Raw genomic sequence first — 15038 nt, 5'->3', positions numbered from 1 at the left:
TTGCTGCAACGCTGGAAATCGGCGTCCCTGCGGTCGCAGCTCGTCGCCATCATCATGGGCCTGCTCCTGTTGGCCCTGGCGGCAACAGGCGCGGGAACGCTGACGCTCGTCAAGAGCTACCTGCAAGGCCAGGTGGACGACAAACTCAAGGCTGCGGTAGCGCTGGCGCAGGACCAACAATCCTTTGACAAGTTGACCCAGCCCAACCCCACCGCGCCCAACGACTCCGCCGTGCCCACGGACTACTCGCTGACGCTGTATGTCCCCGGGCTTGATCCGTACCCGTTCGGCGGCAGCCAGACTGACCGTCCCGCAATCTCCAACATCACCTCGACCGAGGCCAAACAGCGTGGCAATACCCCCTTCCAGGTCAGAGGCACAGCAGGCACCAACTGGCGTGTAGTAGCTGTAGGTGTGGTGGCCAATGGACAAAACGGCGTGGTCATCATCGGGCTGCCGCTCACCCCGGTGGACAAAGTGATGGAGCACGCTGTCCTGGTAGTGGTAGGCGTAGGTCTGTTGACGCTGGTACTGGCCTTCTTCATCGCCACCTGGACTGTGGCCCGGTCCTTCCGCCCCTTGGCCAAGGTGGAAAAGACGGCTGCTGCCATCGCTGCGGGAGATCTCTCCCGGCGTGTGGACATCGACAATCCCCACACCGAAGTCGGCAGGCTCGGCGGTTCGCTGAACGCCATGCTCGCGCACATTGAGGCCTCCTTTGCGGCCCGTGCGGCTTCCGAGGGGCGGATGCGTCGCTTCGCGGCGGATGCTTCCCATGAACTGCGCACGCCCTTGGTGACCATCCGTGGCTTCTCGGAGCTCTACCGCCACGGCGCCCTGACGTCGCAGGAAGACATCGCGATGGCCATGGGCAGAATCGAAAGCGAAGCCAAGCGCATGGGCTCCATGGTGGAAGACCTGTTGATGCTGGCCCGCTTGGACGAGCAGCGGCCGCTTCAACTCAAGCCCGTGGACCTGCACCTCCTCGCCCACGACGCCATGGTGGACACCAAGGCCTCCTCCGGGGACCGGAGCATCACGCTCACAGGACTCGACGGAGCCTCCCCCACTGCTGCTCCAGTCCAAGGCGACGAAGCCAAACTGCGCCAAGTCATTGGGAACCTGGTGGGCAACGCGTTGAGGTACACACCAGACGGAAGCCCCATCGAACTTGCCGTCGGCGTTCGAACTACGCCTGAGGGATCGTTCTCGGTGATAGAGATCCGCGACCACGGGCCGGGTATTCCTGACGCGGAAACCAACAAGATCTTCGAACGGTTCTACCGCGCGGATACGTCGCGCACCCGGGAGACCGGTGGCAGCGGACTGGGTCTGGCGATTGTTGCCGCCATCGTGGGCTCCCACGGCGGTACCGTGCGGGTCACGGAGACCGACGGCGGCGGGGCCACTATGGTGGTCAGCCTTCCGTTCCATGAGGAGCCGGCCGAGCTGGTATCCAGCTAGTGCCGTCCCGGGTTCACAGTCGTCTGATGTGCGCTGTTTGTCCACATAACTGTGTCATCCGGCAGTTGTCCACATAGCGGCAAAGCTGTGTTCGGGGGCTGCAGGCGGGTGCCTAGGCTCAATGGTGTGGCCCACGCATCCCACCGCATCCTGCGGAACATCTTCGTCGAAAGGCACCACCCATGAGCGTCATCTCCGTCGATACCGAGCTGCTTCAGCTCAAGTCGGCCACTGTCAAAGGAACCGTGGATCGCATCAGCTCTGATGTGCTGGCCATGAAACGGGGACTGGACGAACTCGAGGCAACGTGGCGCGGATCTGCCGCCACCAACTTCCAGTCATTGGTCCTTGAATGGTCCATTACCCAGGGCAAAGTTGAAGCCTCGCTGGCATCCATCAACCTGGCACTGTCCTCGGCCGCAGCGAGTTATTCCGAGGTGGAGCAGGGAAACACCCAGCGCTTCGCCTACTAACGATCCCACCCATGAGCTCCTGCGGGGCCGGCTGTCTTCCCCCTGTGCATGCCGGCCCCGCAGGTCGTGAGTTTGCGGGTCAGAGTCCTTGGCTCTCCGGAGTCCCTAGCTCTCTAAGGTCCCCTGGTGGAACCGGAGCCGCCATTGGCCACGGTCCAACATCCAAACGGAGCTCCGCAGCGCTGAACCCGTGTGGGCGAGGCTGCGATAGTTCAGCAGGATAGTGTTCTCGCTGAGACGGTCCGCACTGAGCAGCTCCAGGTCAGTGGGTTCGCCGGGATCCTCTTCCAAAGCCATCATCATGGCGTCCCGGGTCCAGAACCGTCCCGAACTGCCAATCTCGGCGAAGTCGGGGTGGAGCAGCACGCCGATCCTGCCAATGTCAGCACGAACGTCGGGCCGCAGGAGTTCCCGTTCCAAGGCCAGCACCGTCTCCTCGGCGGAGAGCTCCTGGGTGGAAGCATCCTCGAGTTCGCTGAAGAGATCAGGCTGGCCAAAGATCCCGGCCTCGCCAAAGAGTGTTGGCTCAAAATGGGGGCGGGTGCTGCGTTCGGCCTTCGATGGAGCGGAACCAACTGTTGCTCCGGGAACGTTCGCCGACCCCGAAGAGGCAGCCGCTGCCCGTGCAACCACGGGCTCTGCAGCCCGGCTGCGTGTTTGTTCCAGAGGGGCCGACTGCAGCTGCGCCTGGTCCCGCCCTTTCGCGTCTCCCAGCCCCGGGGCGCCAGGGAACCCAGGGCCGCTCCGGTGCGCGACACCCTGCTGGTAGGCCGTCGCTGCGGCGCGTGCACGCTCATCGGCAGCCTCGTTGAGGTCATGTCCGGCGTGCCCTTTGACCCATTCGAATTTGTACTTTCGGCCAACTATCGCCTGGTCGATGTCCTTGAGGAGGTCCACGTTCAGCACAGGCTTGCCGTCGGCTTTACGCCAGCCTTTGCGCTTCCATCCCGGCATCCACTTGCTGATGCAGTTGATGACGTACTGGCTGTCGCAGAGGATCAACAAGTCCTCCTCCGGCACATGTGCCGTGGAACGGAACAGATCCAGGACGGCCATGAGTTCACCCTGGTTGTTGGTGCCGTGCGGCCAACCTCCTGCGCGCCAACAGGAGTCATCAACGTACCAGGCCCAACCGGCCGGCCCAGGATTGCCGAGGGCGGACCCATCGGCGGCAGCAATAATCGTCATGACCTTAATCCTGCCAGACCCCACCGACACTGAATCCGTGATAGGAGCCCCACCACACAGCAAAACGGCGGCCCCCACCAGGTGGGGACCGCCGTCGCTTGCTCTAAAGCGTGACGCTTGGGCGCTGCATTGCTACAGCGTGGGGGCTTAGAAGCCGCCCATGCCGCCCATGCCGCCCATGTCGTCGCCGCCGGCGGCCGGAGCGTTCTTCTCAGGCTTGTCGGCAACTACAGCCTCGGTGGTCAGGAACAGACCAGCGATGGAAGCAGCGTTCTGGAGAGCCGAGCGGGTGACCTTTACGGGGTCGTTCACACCGGCAGCCAGAAGGTCTTCGTAGACGCCCGTGGCAGCGTTCAGGCCGTGGCCGGAAGGCAGGCCGCGAACCTTGTCCACCACAACGCCGGGCTCGAGGCCGGCGTTGAAGGCGATCTGCTTCAGCGGAGCGTCGATGGCAACCTTGACGATGTTGGCACCCGTTGCCTCGTCACCCTGGAGGGTGAGGTTGGCGAATGCCTTGGCGCCGGCCTGGATGAGTGCTACGCCACCACCGGCAACGATGCCTTCTTCAACAGCAGCCTTGGCGTTGCGGACTGCGTCCTCAATGCGGTGCTTGCGTTCCTTGAGCTCAACTTCGGTTGCGGCACCGGCCTTGATGACTGCAACGCCGCCGGCCAGCTTGGCCAGGCGCTCCTGCAGCTTCTCGCGGTCGTAGTCGGAGTCGGAGTTCTCGATCTCGGCGCGGATCTGGGCCACACGGCCTGCGATCTGCTCGGCGTCGCCGGCACCTTCAACGATGGTGGTCTCGTCCTTGGTGACAACAACCTTGCGGGCGGTGCCGAGGAGTTCCAGGCCGGCGTTTTCGAGCTTGAGGCCAACTTCTTCGGAGATGACCTGGCCACCGGTGAGGATGGCGATGTCGGCCAGCTGAGCCTTGCGGCGGTCACCGAAGCCCGGAGCCTTGACGGCGACAGACTTGAAGGTGCCACGGATCTTGTTGACGATCAGGGTGGCCAGGGCTTCGCCCTCGATGTCTTCGGCAATGATCAGCAGCGGCTTGTTGGACTGCATGACCTTCTCCAGAACCGTGACGAGTTCCTTCACGTTGGAGATCTTGGAGTTGACGATCAGGATGTACGGGTCTTCGAGGACCGTTTCCTGGCGCTCTGCGTCGGTGACGAAGTAAGCGGAGATGTAGCCCTTGTCGAAGCGCATGCCCTCGGTGAGCTCGAGCTCCAGGCCGAAGGTGTTGGATTCCTCGACCGTGATGACGCCTTCCTTGCCCACCTTGTCCAGGGCTTCGGCGATGAGGCTGCCGATTTCCGGGTCACCGGCGGAGATGGAAGCCGTAGCGGCGATCTCTTCCTTGGTTTCGATCTCCTTGGCGGAGGCCAGCAGTTCGCTGATGACTGCCTCAACAGCCTTCTCGATGCCGCGCTTGAGGGACAGCGGGTCGGCGCCGGCGGCAACGTTGCGCAGGCCTTCCTTCACCAGTGCCTGGGCGAGGACGGTTGCAGTGGTAGTACCGTCGCCAGCGACGTCATCCGTCTTCTTGGCAACTTCCTTGACCAGTTCTGCACCGATCTTCTCGTAAGGGTCGTCCAGTTCGATCTCCTTGGCGATGGAAACACCATCGTTGGTGATCGTGGGGGCGCCCCACTTCTTTTCGAGGACGACGTTGCGTCCACGCGGGCCGAGGGTGACCTTGACGGCGTCTGCGAGGATGTTCAGGCCCCGCTCGAGGCCGCGGCGTGCCTCTTCATCAAATGCAATGATCTTGGCCATAACGGCGGTAGTCCTTTCGGGACAGTCGTTAAGAAGGTACCTGTCAGATGGGGTGCCCGCGACGGACGGTCTTTCGCTCGCAGCCTCTGTATGCCCCGCGCTCCGGACCTCACCCCACCAAGGTGTTTCTTGATCCTCCGCTGGAACGAATGCCGCCCAACGCCGGGGTAACCCGGCCTGGACTTAGCAGTCGAACCATAGGAGTGCTAAATCAATAATTAGCACTCGACCGGGGAGAGTGCAAGCAGAGATGCCACTTTGCTCTATAAACAAAGGGCTTTCAGCCGAGGGCTGACGGAGAGGGAGCGAAATCCTGCAAGAAGCTATGCGACGCGCACACCTTCGGCTTGCGGACCCTTTTGCCCCTCCCCCAGTTCAAACTCAACCCGCTGGCCCTCTTCAAGGGCGCGGAAGCCGTCCATTTGGATGGCGGACCAGTGTACAAAGACGTCGTCACCCGAATCATCCACAGTGATGAATCCGTAGCCTTTTTCGGCGTTGAACCATTTGACGGTTCCCAATGCCATGATGCCCACACTTTCGCAGTAGCCAAGACCGGTTGCCGGGATCTCCGTACCGGAATCAATCCACTGTAACCACAGTCACTCTGCCGGCGCTCCCATGGAGGCCCGGGGCATCACTTTTGTTATTGAGGCTTAACCGGGTTGGGGCTTCAGACCCACCGGGAAGGCCGAGGGTTTACTGGTAGCCAGGTCCTGCTACAACCACCAACTGCTGCTGCACCTCGGGCGACTCAAGGATCGTCTGGATGCCCAACAAGGTGCCCAACGCCTCGGCGTTGACCTTCTGCTCAGGCGCGTTGTAGAAGATCACGGATGTCTGCTGCGGCAGGCCGCCCCAGTTGCCCACGGTGCTGAGTGTCCAGCCGTCGGCTTCCACAAGACCGGCCACGCGGCCAGCCAAGCCAGCGGTGCCGGCACCGTTGTACACGGCAACCGGGGTGGACTTGTCCACCGGTGCCGAGGACGGCGTTGCGGAGGGGCTCTCTGACGGTGTCGGCTCGCTGGAAGCGGACGGTGCACTGCTGGATTCGCCCGGTGCCGCTGACGGCGACGAATCAGTCTGCTGCGGCGCCGGCGTCGAGACGCTGGGCGCGGCATTGGGAGCCACCACGCCGAGGTTCGGAAGGACCAGGAAGGCCACCAACCCCAAAACCAGGGCCACAGCCCCAACAGTCAGGACCGGCCACAACGTGGGGCGTGTGGTTTCCTGGGCGTCCCGGTGAACGCCCTGCCGCGAGGTGTTCTGCGGGACCTGGTCGAATTCGTCCTTGGCATATTTGGTCATGGTGAAGCGTTGTCCTTGCTGGTTGCTGCTGACAGATCAGCCTGGCGATTTACGCGTCGGACCCCAAGCGACGTGCCGTCCGCGCACGCTGGCGGGACGTACGTAGTCTACGCAATCTCTTGACGAGCATGGGATCGTGGGCCAACGCGTCTTCGGTATCTATCAGCGCGTTGAGGATCTGGTAATAGTGTGTTGCCGAGAGATCGAACAGCTCACGGATGGCCTGTTCCTTGGCCCCTGAGTACTTCCACCACTGCCGTTCCAGGGCCAGCATCTGCTGGTCCCGTTCGCTGAGCGGAGAGTCACTGCGGATCCCGGCCGCAAGGTCTGCAAGGGCAAACCCTGTTGACTGCGGCGCCATCGGTTCCGGTGCTGGTTCTGCCACGGCACACTCCTTCGACGCGTGTTGGGGGAAAAATGTCCTACCCCTATGTTACGGGCGAATAACAACGCTGTCATTCGCCGGTCCGGGATTGCGCGGGAGACAATGGCGTGGTGAATGGCGAGGATGCACTCTTTGACCTTGAGCCGGACAACCTGGACCAGACAGGTTTTGCCGAGCTCCCTGACCGCCCACTGGAACACCTGATGGCCCCCGACTGGGCCGATGCCCTGCGGCCCGTGGAAGGGGAGCTGCGAAGCGCATTGGACTTCGTCGCGACCCAAGCCAAGAACGGTATCCATGTCCTTCCGTCGGCCGGCCACCTTCTGCGCGCCTTCCAGCAGCCGCTGGCAGAGGTCAAGGTACTGATTCTGGGCCAAGACCCCTACCCCACGCCGGGACACGCCGTCGGGCTCTCCTTTGCAGTCTCCCCACAGACGCGGCCCATCCCGCGCAGCCTCGCCAATATCTACCGGGAACTGCACGACGACCTCGGGTTGCCTCCCCGGGTCCATGGCGACCTCAGCGCCTGGACGGGCCAGGGCGTCCTCCTGCTGAACCGTGTCCTCAGCGTCACCGCCGGAGCTGCCGGCTCGCATCGCGGCAAAGGCTGGGAGGCCATCACGACGGCGGCAGTCACCGCCGTCGCCCGCCGTACGGACGGTGCGGGGCGGCGCAGCCCGTTGGTTGCCATCCTCTGGGGCAAAGACGCCGAGGGCGTCCTGCCACTGCTGGATGGAGCACCGTCCATCGTGTCGGTCCATCCCAGTCCCCTCTCGGCTTCCCGGGGATTCTTCGGCTCCAAGCCCTTCAGCCGCAGCAACGAGCTGCTGGCGGAACAGGGCGCCGAACCCATCAACTGGGAACTGCCTGTCCTGTAACCTTTGACTCATCTCCAGCGGACGTGCAGGAAATTAGCTTAGGCTTACCTATATGTCTGCTCTCCCCGTGACTTCGTCCGCCACCCGTACAACCCGCCCGCAGGTCAACCTGACAGTCCTGCGGAATGAACGCCTTTCACCGCATATGGTGCGGATCGTGGCCGGCGGACCAGGGTTCAGTGACTACACGAACAACCAGTACGTGGACCGCTACGTCAAGATCGTCTTCCCCCAGCCGGGCGTCGAGTACGAGCTTCCGCTGGACCTGTGGGCCATCCGCGAGACCATGCCACGGGAGCTGTGGCCGCACACCAGGACCTACACCATCCGCTGGGTGGACCTTGAAGCCCAGGAACTGGCCATCGACTTCGTGGTGCACGGCGACGAAGGGCTGGCAGGCCCTTGGGCGGCAGCAGCAGAACCCGGCGACTCGTTGGTCTTCACCGGACCTGGCGGTGCCTACAACCCGGCCCCCGACGCCGACTGGTACTTGTTCGCCGGCGACGACGCCGCGATCCCGGCCATTGCAGCATGCGTGGAGGCTCTTGCCCCTGATGCCCGCGGAACGGTGTTCCTGGAAGTGGACAATGAGGCCGACATCCTGCCGATCTCCGCCCCCGCCGGCGTGAAGCTGCACTGGCTGCAGCGCAACGGGGTACCCGCGGGCTCCAGTGACTTGCTGCTCGAAGCCCTGCGCACCACTGAATGGCTGCCCGGCCGGGTGGACGTTTTCGCCCACGGTGAGCGGGGTTACATGAAGGGCCTCCGTGAGATCTTCTTCGTCCAGCGGGGATTGGAGCGTTCCCAGGTGTCACTGTCCGGCTACTGGGCACAGGGTCGCGTCGAAGAAGTGTTCCAAGCGGAGAAGAAGCTTCCGGTCGGACAGATCTAGGTTCGGCGCAGGTACAACTTCAGCACTTAAAACACGAACGGCGCCGCCTCATGGCAGCGCCGTTCGTAGTGTTCCACTTATCGCCTGCGGACCCTGCGCCGCTCGTTGCTGGACAGGCCCTTGGTCAATGGCCGGGCGAGGTTGTCGCCGAGCACGATGCCCGCAGCCACACCAAGGACAATCGCCCCGGCGTTCAGCATGCCACCCGCACCGAGCAGAATGTCTCCCTCTTCGACGGTCAAAACATACATTGACCGGAATATGGTGAGGCCGGGAAGCAGGATCAACGCGGCCGGAACCGCAACCACCAGCTGCGGTGCTCCGAGTTTGAGCGCCACCACACGTCCCAGCAGGCCAATGACCACCGCGGCGACCGCGGGTGACAGGCGATCGCCGAGCCCGGCGGCCCCAGCCCCCCACAGAACGAAGAAGCCCACAATGCCCACTGCCGCCGTCGGGAACAACAGGCGCAGTTGCGTTTGTTCGGTGACACCGATGGCCACCACCGCGATCGCGATCAGGATCGCCTGACCCCACAAGGGATACGCATCGGGGAAGGTGTCCGTGACGTCCAGGACCTCGCTGCCAATCAGTGTTCCGACCACCACGGCGACGCCGATCCCTGCCACGATGGCACCGAACGTCAGCGCCGTGGAAAGGAATCGGCCGGCCGCCGTCACCGGGAAGCCGTTGATCGCATCTTGGACAGACGAGACAAGTCGACCCGTTGGCAGCAACAGCAGGATTCCGCCGGCAACCACAATGGACGGAGCAATGTCGACACCCGCCCACCGCAGCATCAGCGCGATAAAGGTGACCAGGAACGCGCACGCCATGGTGTTGAAGAAGTCCGCTGTCCGCCACCGTGCAAGCTGGCGTGAGAGCAGGCTGATCAGGATATTGGAGCAGAAGGCCACCGCGGATGCGCCCAGGCCACCTCCCAGGACGCCCACGAAAACTGCGGAGAAGATGCCGAAGGCAATCGTGACCATCCAGCGCGGGAAAGGCTTGGCGCTGCGGATGATTTCGTTCAAGCGGCGTACGGCTTCATCGCGGCCCACTCCCCCGGCAACTATGTCAGTCACCAGCTGGTGCACCTGCGCCAAGCCGGCGTAGTTGTTGGTCCAGGATCGAACAACACGCAGCAGCGTGATGGGCGTCTGGTCCTTGGGAGCGTAGTTGATGGCCACCGACTGGTTGGTGATGTCCACTTCGACGTTCTTCAGGCCCAGGGCAGCCGTCACCGCGATCATGCTCGTCTCAACTTCAAGGGCGCCCGCTCCATAACGGAACATGACCTCCGCCAGATGCAGGGCGAAGTCGATGGTTTTGCGGGCCGAAGCATCCACTCCCACTACCTGGATGGTGGGGTTGGCATAAGGGCTTCCCGCCAAACGGTCCACGATGTTCATGGGCGCCGTGGGCGGGCTGTCACCTTGGACAAGACGCATGAGCATACGCTTGGCGTTGACGTTTTGCCGGACCTGGGATGGCCTGAGCGGCTGGGTTTTGGGCAACCCGTCAGTATGGGGCCTGCTGGCGGACCCGTCGGGGCGTTCAGTCACGCGGTGATCCTCCCTTGGCTTGTGTGATTAGCGGTTCCTCCGAAATTTTCCTACTACCGGCAATTTCTCCAGTGGCAATCGTCCCAGTACTGTCTGGGCAGCCCCTGCAAGCTTCCTGACCACGCGGTAGGCGTTGAAGATGAGCGGGTTCACCGGTGCAACGAAGTCCCCCACCAGCTGGACCACCTCGCCCCCGAATCCCTTCTTGAATTCGTAACCGCCGTGCCCGGTCTCGTCCTGGCCTTGGATGCCAAACGTGCCGTAGAAGTTGTAGCGCGAGTATCCGTTGTTGAGCGCGTGGAGCATCATGCCCCAGTACAGGGACGTAGCGCCATTGAAGTAGATATAGTCCTGCACGGTGCCGCCAATGACGCACACCAGTTCGTCGCCCGAGCATGCGAAGTGGATGGCAGCCACAGTGGCCACGCCTACGGAGTCAGGGAAGCGTTCGATGTCCTTGAGGCTGCGCTCATAGCTGTCCACGAGGTCCTGGACTACCTTGACGCGGTTGGCCTTTTTCTTGCTGCCAGTCGCTTCGACTTCTCGCTTGAGGTCTGCGAGGGTCTTTGATTCAGCCTCCAGCCGTTCCGTGATGGACGCCCGGTACTCAGGGATGTTGATCTTGGCCATCATGAGCTTGGTGAACTCGTCCGAAGTGTTGCGGAGCAGTTGCTCGTAGTACTCGCGTTCGCGGTACGTGAAGCCCTTCTCATCTCCAGCGGTACTCAGCGCGTTGTAGAACTCATCCAGCGTTTCCAGCGTGGCCTGTTCCAGGTACACACCGTTCTTCTCGGCTTTACGGATGGCCTTGCGGGTGCGGTAGTTCATGCCCATGATGAGCTCTTCGGAATCAGCAATCCCGTTGAGCTGTTTGACGAACATCCAGTTGATGTTGGCGAAGTTCATGTCGAAGCCTTGGTGCTTGAAGCCCAAACCCTCGAATTCCTTCAGCAGGGGACGGTTGTCCTCCACCTCGGGGTGCTCTGCGCCCTCTTCGTCGCGCGCGATGTACCGGATGTTGGGTGAGATCCGCAGTTCAGCGGCCTTCTTCGAGGCTGCATGCATTTTCAACTGCTCGACGACGAAGCGCACCACTGTGGGGTCGCTGTAGTCCATCAGTGGTCCCTTGGCGCAGTCTGCGATCTTGTAGCCCAGGCGGTTGGACGAGTAGACGAGTTTTCCCGCAGCGATCAGGCTGCCGCCCTGCATGACCCCGAAGAGTTCCACTTCCTGGCCACGGGCACGCTGGAATCGCGTGAGGTCCATGGACTGGATGAAGCTTCCCTGTGGGTGTCCCTTGGCAAAGGTCTCGAAATCAGCGTCACTGAGAATCACGAATTCCATGGCGGTTCCAGCCTCAATCGGAGTCAAAGAAATTTCCTCACCTAAATGTAGATTTGCACCCGTTGGTGGCAGGGGCGGGCCTGAAGTTGCTTGGCTTGCGGGCTGCGGTGGCCGTCAGTAGAACTGGCCGCCGGTGCGCATGGTCTCGAGTCGGCGGAAGATGCGTTCCGCACCCTTGAGCCAAAGTTTGTAGCGGACAGGTCCCAGGACGAGGTCGTAGCAGCCCACAAAGTCCGTGACGGTTTTGGTGAAGCTTGTCTTGAACGATCCAAGGCCGTAGAGCGGGTGGCTCTTGTCCTTGATCCTTGCGGCAGGCGGCGTACCGCAGAAGTCGTACTCCACGCAGCCGAGCTCCTGCATGCGCTGGATCGCTGCCCACTGGACCAGATGTGAGTCGCCGTACTGCTTGCGGTTCTGGGTGGATCCGCCGTCCTTGTAGGTGGCCTTGGAGCCGTAGTTGATGACGAAAGCCCCCACGCTCGGTGCCCCATCCTCGTAGACGAAGAAGAAGTGACCCTGGCCCCGGCTGCAGAACTCTTCCCAAAACTTTGCGTAGTACTCGTAGCTTCGCAGTGGCATGGCGCCTTTAGCGTCCATGGTGTTCCGCATGAGGGCGTAAAGCTTGCGATAACTGTCCTCGCCGGGCTCTCCCTGCACAACCTCGCAGCCTTCGCGCTGCGCCCTGCGGACCGCATTCCGGGCGCGCGAGGAAATGCTGCGGAGGACCTCGTTGGCCGGCGCCGAGATGTCCAGCAGCGCGGTGGAATCGTTGGACTGGATGTTGGGCGCCTTGACCAGTCCTGCGGCCTTGAGTTGTGCTGCAACCACTGGCGATTCAACGATGTCCGGCTCGATCTTGATGGTGAAGACGTTCATCTTCTGCTCCTTGGCCAGGGTGGAGATGGCCTTGAGCAAGGGGCTGATGTCATCCACGGCGGCAGCGTCCGGCCCCTTGATCAGGTACCAAAGCCGGCCCAGGACCGGGAACTTCTTCTCCAGGAGCAGGTTGTAGCTGGTGTAATCGGCGGTCTCCACCACCAGGCGGCGGACCAGCCAGCCGTTGCCGTCCTTGACGGCGGCGTAGGCGTCCGACTGCAGCATGTTGCCGCCGTTCGGATTGGCCGTGACGTGCTTGTCCCAGTTGTCGATTTCCTCGGCGGTGGCAAAGCGGGCGGTGAATTCTCGCAAGGTGGCCGTGTCCAATCTCAGGGTGCATTACTCATAAATCTTGGTTTACGTGCAAACACGCAGCCCCAAGTCTATCGGGCCAAGCGAAATTGGCGATTCCGGGTTGGGACTGGGAATCAGCTTCGTCTCAACGACTCGCATACATGGAGTCGTGTGTCTCCGCGTTTAGAATCTCAGCATGATTGATCCCTGGACAGACTCTTCGCTAACAGACCCCAAGAAGGATGAACTCGAACGGGGACCATTCGTAAAGATGGTGGCGAGCCTCATCGAGAACCTTGCTGACAGCAATGACAGTACGGTTCTTGGTCTTGTCGGTCCGTGGGGCTCCGGCAAGACGACAGTCCTGAACTACATCACGGCAGAGATTGACGAGTCCATCCACGTCGTGCACTTCAACCCCTGGTCCTTTGACGACGAACGGCTTCAAGCGGAGCTATACTCGGCCATCCTTGACGCATTCCCGAACGACGATCGGGACAGCCTACGCAAGAAGGCTTTCGACCTAGTTCGGCGTAGTGCTCCTGCCCTAAAAGCCATCCCTATCGTGGGCACCGCCGCTGCAGAGACGGTGCGCGAATTCATGCCGTCCAAGTCCTGGGACTCAGCGTTCCAGGATCTAGCGGCATCGATATGGGTTGCAACCCGCAAGGTTCTGGTCGTCGTGGACGACGTCGACCGTTTGCTCCCCAACGACTTACTGCTGTTGATGAAGACCGTCCGTTTGCTTGGAAGGTTCCCACGGGTCAACTATCTGCTCGCCTATGATCGCGCGTCGACAGTAAAGACTCTGGGAAGCGTGCTGGGCGGCACGGACAACGCCGAGATCTATCTGGAAAAAATCGTCCAGTATCCTCTCGATTTGCCCGAGCCCCAACAGAAATTCCTGCAGAAAATCGTCAGGAACCATCTGGAACCAGTTCTAAATAGTGCGTCCGCGGGCATGAACGGTGGACAGACTCCGAAAATTCGCTTCGAGTCGTTCTATCAGGATCACATGTGGACGAGCCTAACTACACCCCGGGCGTGCCGTCGTTACGCAATGCAAGCAATCACATTCCTAGGCCTTGCTGATGGAAACGTGGACCCTGCGGACTTTTTCGCTCTCACCTTCCTGCGACTCTTCTATCCAAATCTCTACAAGCGATTGCCTGGCTGGGTAGAGGACCTGTCACTGGACCAAGGTTACGTCTCGCAACACAAGCCGGCTGAGATGGACATATGGCGGGACAGAATGAAGTCCTGCGGGTACGAAGAACAAACTGACGAACTGATCGAAGCCCTATCGTCACTCTTTCCTCGGGCTTTCCCGGGTAACGGATGGGGCGCCCTCGGAAGCAGATACCGAGCCTATGATCGCGAGTACTTCGATCGCTACTTCACGTTCTCATTGCCCGCAGGTGACGTTTCCGATGTCCTCGTGCACCGCGACCTGGACAAGATTCTCACCGGCACTATCCGCTCCGGGGACACCTGTCCAGAGACTTTCGACCATCCGGTTGAAGACGTGCGCATGAAGGCTGTGCGCAAGGGCAAACGACATACGGACTACACTGTCGACACCCGACGTCTAGTCCGCCATCTGACGAGCAGGCTTTCTAAACCCCAAGACAGGAATGAAGGCATCGCGAGCAGCCACGCGCTTAAAGTTTCATGGCTGGCCAAGCTCATCGGCAGCCAAAGGACTTGGGAGCGCGAAGACATCGAAGCATTGGTGAAGAAGTTCGAAAGACCTGCCGCCCTGGGCTACGCTCTTCAACTCGACCACTCTGATTGGGCAGATGTTCCGCCAGGGATCTACGCTGCAACACCAAATTCGGAGAGCGCAGAGACCTTCGCCAGCCAACTTCGACAAGCCTGGATCAATCACGCCACCACTTGGCTGGTTGAGGAATGGCGAAAACCCGAGTCATCAGTCCCGGAGGAAGAACGATTCGAGGTTTGGGAGTACCTAGCCGTGTTTGATGGCTTGAGATTGCTTCAGACAAAAACAACGGAAGCTATGAACTCAGGGACACTGACCTTCACGGCCTTCGTAACTAAGTTCACTGTTTCGCCGGTACTGCTCGGAAATTACAGGGCCTTTCCCTCTGAGCTCGTATTAGCGATCAACAAGCTCAGGGATACCGTTCCGGTCGAGATGTTGTTGGACGAGCCGCTCGAAGACCCTGTTCCACTTCCGGAGCCGACAAGAGACGAAGTTCCCTCCCTTGCGCAGAGAACCAACTTCGCCATGAGGGAGCTCAAAAAGTGGCGGAAGGAACAGGCCAAAGTCCAGGAAGCTCAGCTTGGTGATGCTTGACCCGGCAAAGCCGGGTCCGGGAGGGCAAGTGAGGAAGAGGTGCAATGTTGGGCCCCCCATGCGCTCCCAGCGTTGATCACCTCTCCGCCAATCGAATAGACAACTGAATAGCTCTCAAACAGCGAGAGAGAGACCCCTTGCGCTGCGGCGCAGGGGGTTTCTTGTTTCGCGTGTTTGCAACACTCACTGCCCTTTGGTGACTGGCGTCCCCGTGTGGGTCGTGGCTGGCTCTTCACCGGCGAAGCCGGGTCGGGAGAAAGCCGAGGAAG

Annotated in this window: 13 protein-coding genes; 5 read left to right on the top strand and 8 right to left on the bottom strand. The window is 61.3% G+C overall.

Features of this window, described 5'->3' with window-relative positions:
• Both AYX22_RS05650 and AYX22_RS05645 read left to right on the top strand, forming a co-directional pair.
• Window positions 1–1464, top strand: coding sequence for a HAMP domain-containing sensor histidine kinase (locus tag AYX22_RS05650; RefSeq protein WP_207596566.1), 1464 nt, complete (start codon window positions 1–3; stop codon window positions 1462–1464).
• A gap of 182 nt (window positions 1465–1646) precedes the next feature.
• Window positions 1647–1937 (top strand): WXG100 family type VII secretion target, encoded by a 291-nt coding sequence (locus AYX22_RS05645; RefSeq protein WP_207596565.1) that lies wholly within the window; start codon window positions 1647–1649, stop codon window positions 1935–1937.
• 105 nt (window positions 1938–2042) lie between these two features.
• Here AYX22_RS05645 and AYX22_RS05640 read toward each other — a convergent pair whose 3' ends face one another.
• The 5 genes from AYX22_RS05640 to AYX22_RS05620 all read right to left on the bottom strand — a co-directional run bounded on the left by AYX22_RS05640 (window position 2043) and on the right by AYX22_RS05620 (window position 6576).
• Window positions 2043–3125, bottom strand: a complete 1083-nt coding sequence (locus AYX22_RS05640; RefSeq protein ID WP_207596564.1) for a ribonuclease HI family protein — start codon at window positions 3123–3125, stop codon at window positions 2043–2045.
• A gap of 147 nt (window positions 3126–3272) precedes the next feature.
• Window positions 3273–4907 carry a chaperonin GroEL gene (groL, locus tag AYX22_RS05635; protein WP_207596563.1) on the bottom strand — a complete coding sequence of 545 codons (1635 nt, stop codon included), beginning with the start codon at window positions 4905–4907 and terminating at the stop codon, window positions 3273–3275.
• A 323-nt stretch (window positions 4908–5230) separates the two neighbouring features.
• A complete protein-coding gene (locus tag AYX22_RS05630) occupies window positions 5231–5434 on the bottom strand; it encodes a cold-shock protein (protein WP_144662708.1) in 204 nt (67 codons plus the stop codon).
• A 172-nt stretch (window positions 5435–5606) separates the two neighbouring features.
• On the bottom strand, window positions 5607–6215 hold the full coding sequence (locus tag AYX22_RS05625) for a LytR C-terminal domain-containing protein (RefSeq protein WP_207596562.1): 609 nt from the start codon (window positions 6213–6215) through the stop codon (window positions 5607–5609).
• A 49-nt stretch (window positions 6216–6264) separates the two neighbouring features.
• Window positions 6265–6576 carry a DUF3263 domain-containing protein gene (locus AYX22_RS05620; protein WP_198318448.1) on the bottom strand — a complete coding sequence of 104 codons (312 nt, stop codon included), beginning with the start codon at window positions 6574–6576 and terminating at the stop codon, window positions 6265–6267.
• 131 nt (window positions 6577–6707) lie between these two features.
• Between AYX22_RS05620 and AYX22_RS05615 the strand changes: the two genes are divergently transcribed.
• Window positions 6708–7478 carry a uracil-DNA glycosylase gene (locus AYX22_RS05615; protein WP_207596561.1) on the top strand — a complete coding sequence of 257 codons (771 nt, stop codon included), beginning with the start codon at window positions 6708–6710 and terminating at the stop codon, window positions 7476–7478.
• Window positions 7479–7530: 52 nt separating this feature from the next.
• Complete coding sequence (locus AYX22_RS05610; RefSeq protein WP_207596560.1) at window positions 7531–8370, top strand: siderophore-interacting protein; 840 nt, start codon at window positions 7531–7533, stop codon at window positions 8368–8370.
• 77 nt (window positions 8371–8447) lie between these two features.
• Here AYX22_RS05610 and AYX22_RS05605 read toward each other — a convergent pair whose 3' ends face one another.
• The 3 genes from AYX22_RS05605 to AYX22_RS05595 form a co-directional block, all read right to left on the bottom strand.
• Window positions 8448–9935 carry a threonine/serine exporter family protein gene (locus tag AYX22_RS05605; protein WP_207596559.1) on the bottom strand — a complete coding sequence of 496 codons (1488 nt, stop codon included), beginning with the start codon at window positions 9933–9935 and terminating at the stop codon, window positions 8448–8450.
• Between the two features lie 27 nt (window positions 9936–9962).
• On the bottom strand, window positions 9963–11279 hold the full coding sequence (locus tag AYX22_RS05600) for a peptidoglycan bridge formation glycyltransferase FemA/FemB family protein (protein ID WP_207597488.1): 1317 nt from the start codon (window positions 11277–11279) through the stop codon (window positions 9963–9965).
• A gap of 114 nt (window positions 11280–11393) precedes the next feature.
• Entirely contained in the window at window positions 11394–12482 is a 1089-nt protein-coding gene (locus AYX22_RS05595) for a peptidoglycan bridge formation glycyltransferase FemA/FemB family protein (RefSeq protein ID WP_207596558.1), read from the bottom strand.
• Window positions 12483–12645: 163 nt separating this feature from the next.
• On the opposite strand from AYX22_RS05595, the gene AYX22_RS05590 reads away from it, so the two are divergent.
• Entirely contained in the window at window positions 12646–14769 is a 2124-nt protein-coding gene (locus AYX22_RS05590; RefSeq protein ID WP_207596557.1) for a P-loop NTPase fold protein, read from the top strand.
• Window positions 14770–15038 lie beyond the last annotated feature (269 nt).

It is taken from the genome of Arthrobacter sp. D5-1, from assembly GCF_017357425.1.
Lineage (GTDB): Bacteria > Actinomycetota > Actinomycetes > Actinomycetales > Micrococcaceae > Arthrobacter.
The sequence above is the reverse complement of the archived record's forward strand: the minus strand, read 5'-3'. Positions and strand labels throughout refer to the sequence as shown.

Coding starts and splice junctions, on each gene's coding strand:
- AYX22_RS05645 (WP_207596565.1), top strand. CDS start 1,647: ATGAGCGTCATCTCCGTCGATACCGAGCTGCTTCAGCTCAAGTCGGCC.
- AYX22_RS05640 (WP_207596564.1), bottom strand. CDS start 3,125: ATGACGATTATTGCTGCCGCCGATGGGTCCGCCCTCGGCAATCCTGGG.
- groL (WP_207596563.1), bottom strand. CDS start 4,907: ATGGCCAAGATCATTGCATTTGATGAAGAGGCACGCCGCGGCCTCGAG.
- AYX22_RS05630 (WP_144662708.1), bottom strand. CDS start 5,434: ATGGCATTGGGAACCGTCAAATGGTTCAACGCCGAAAAAGGCTACGGA.
- AYX22_RS05625 (WP_207596562.1), bottom strand. CDS start 6,215: ATGACCAAATATGCCAAGGACGAATTCGACCAGGTCCCGCAGAACACC.
- AYX22_RS05620 (WP_198318448.1), bottom strand. CDS start 6,576: ATGGCGCCGCAGTCAACAGGGTTTGCCCTTGCAGACCTTGCGGCCGGG.
- AYX22_RS05610 (WP_207596560.1), top strand. CDS start 7,531: ATGTCTGCTCTCCCCGTGACTTCGTCCGCCACCCGTACAACCCGCCCG.
- AYX22_RS05600 (WP_207597488.1), bottom strand. CDS start 11,279: ATGGAATTCGTGATTCTCAGTGACGCTGATTTCGAGACCTTTGCCAAG.
- AYX22_RS05590 (WP_207596557.1), top strand. CDS start 12,646: ATGATTGATCCCTGGACAGACTCTTCGCTAACAGACCCCAAGAAGGAT.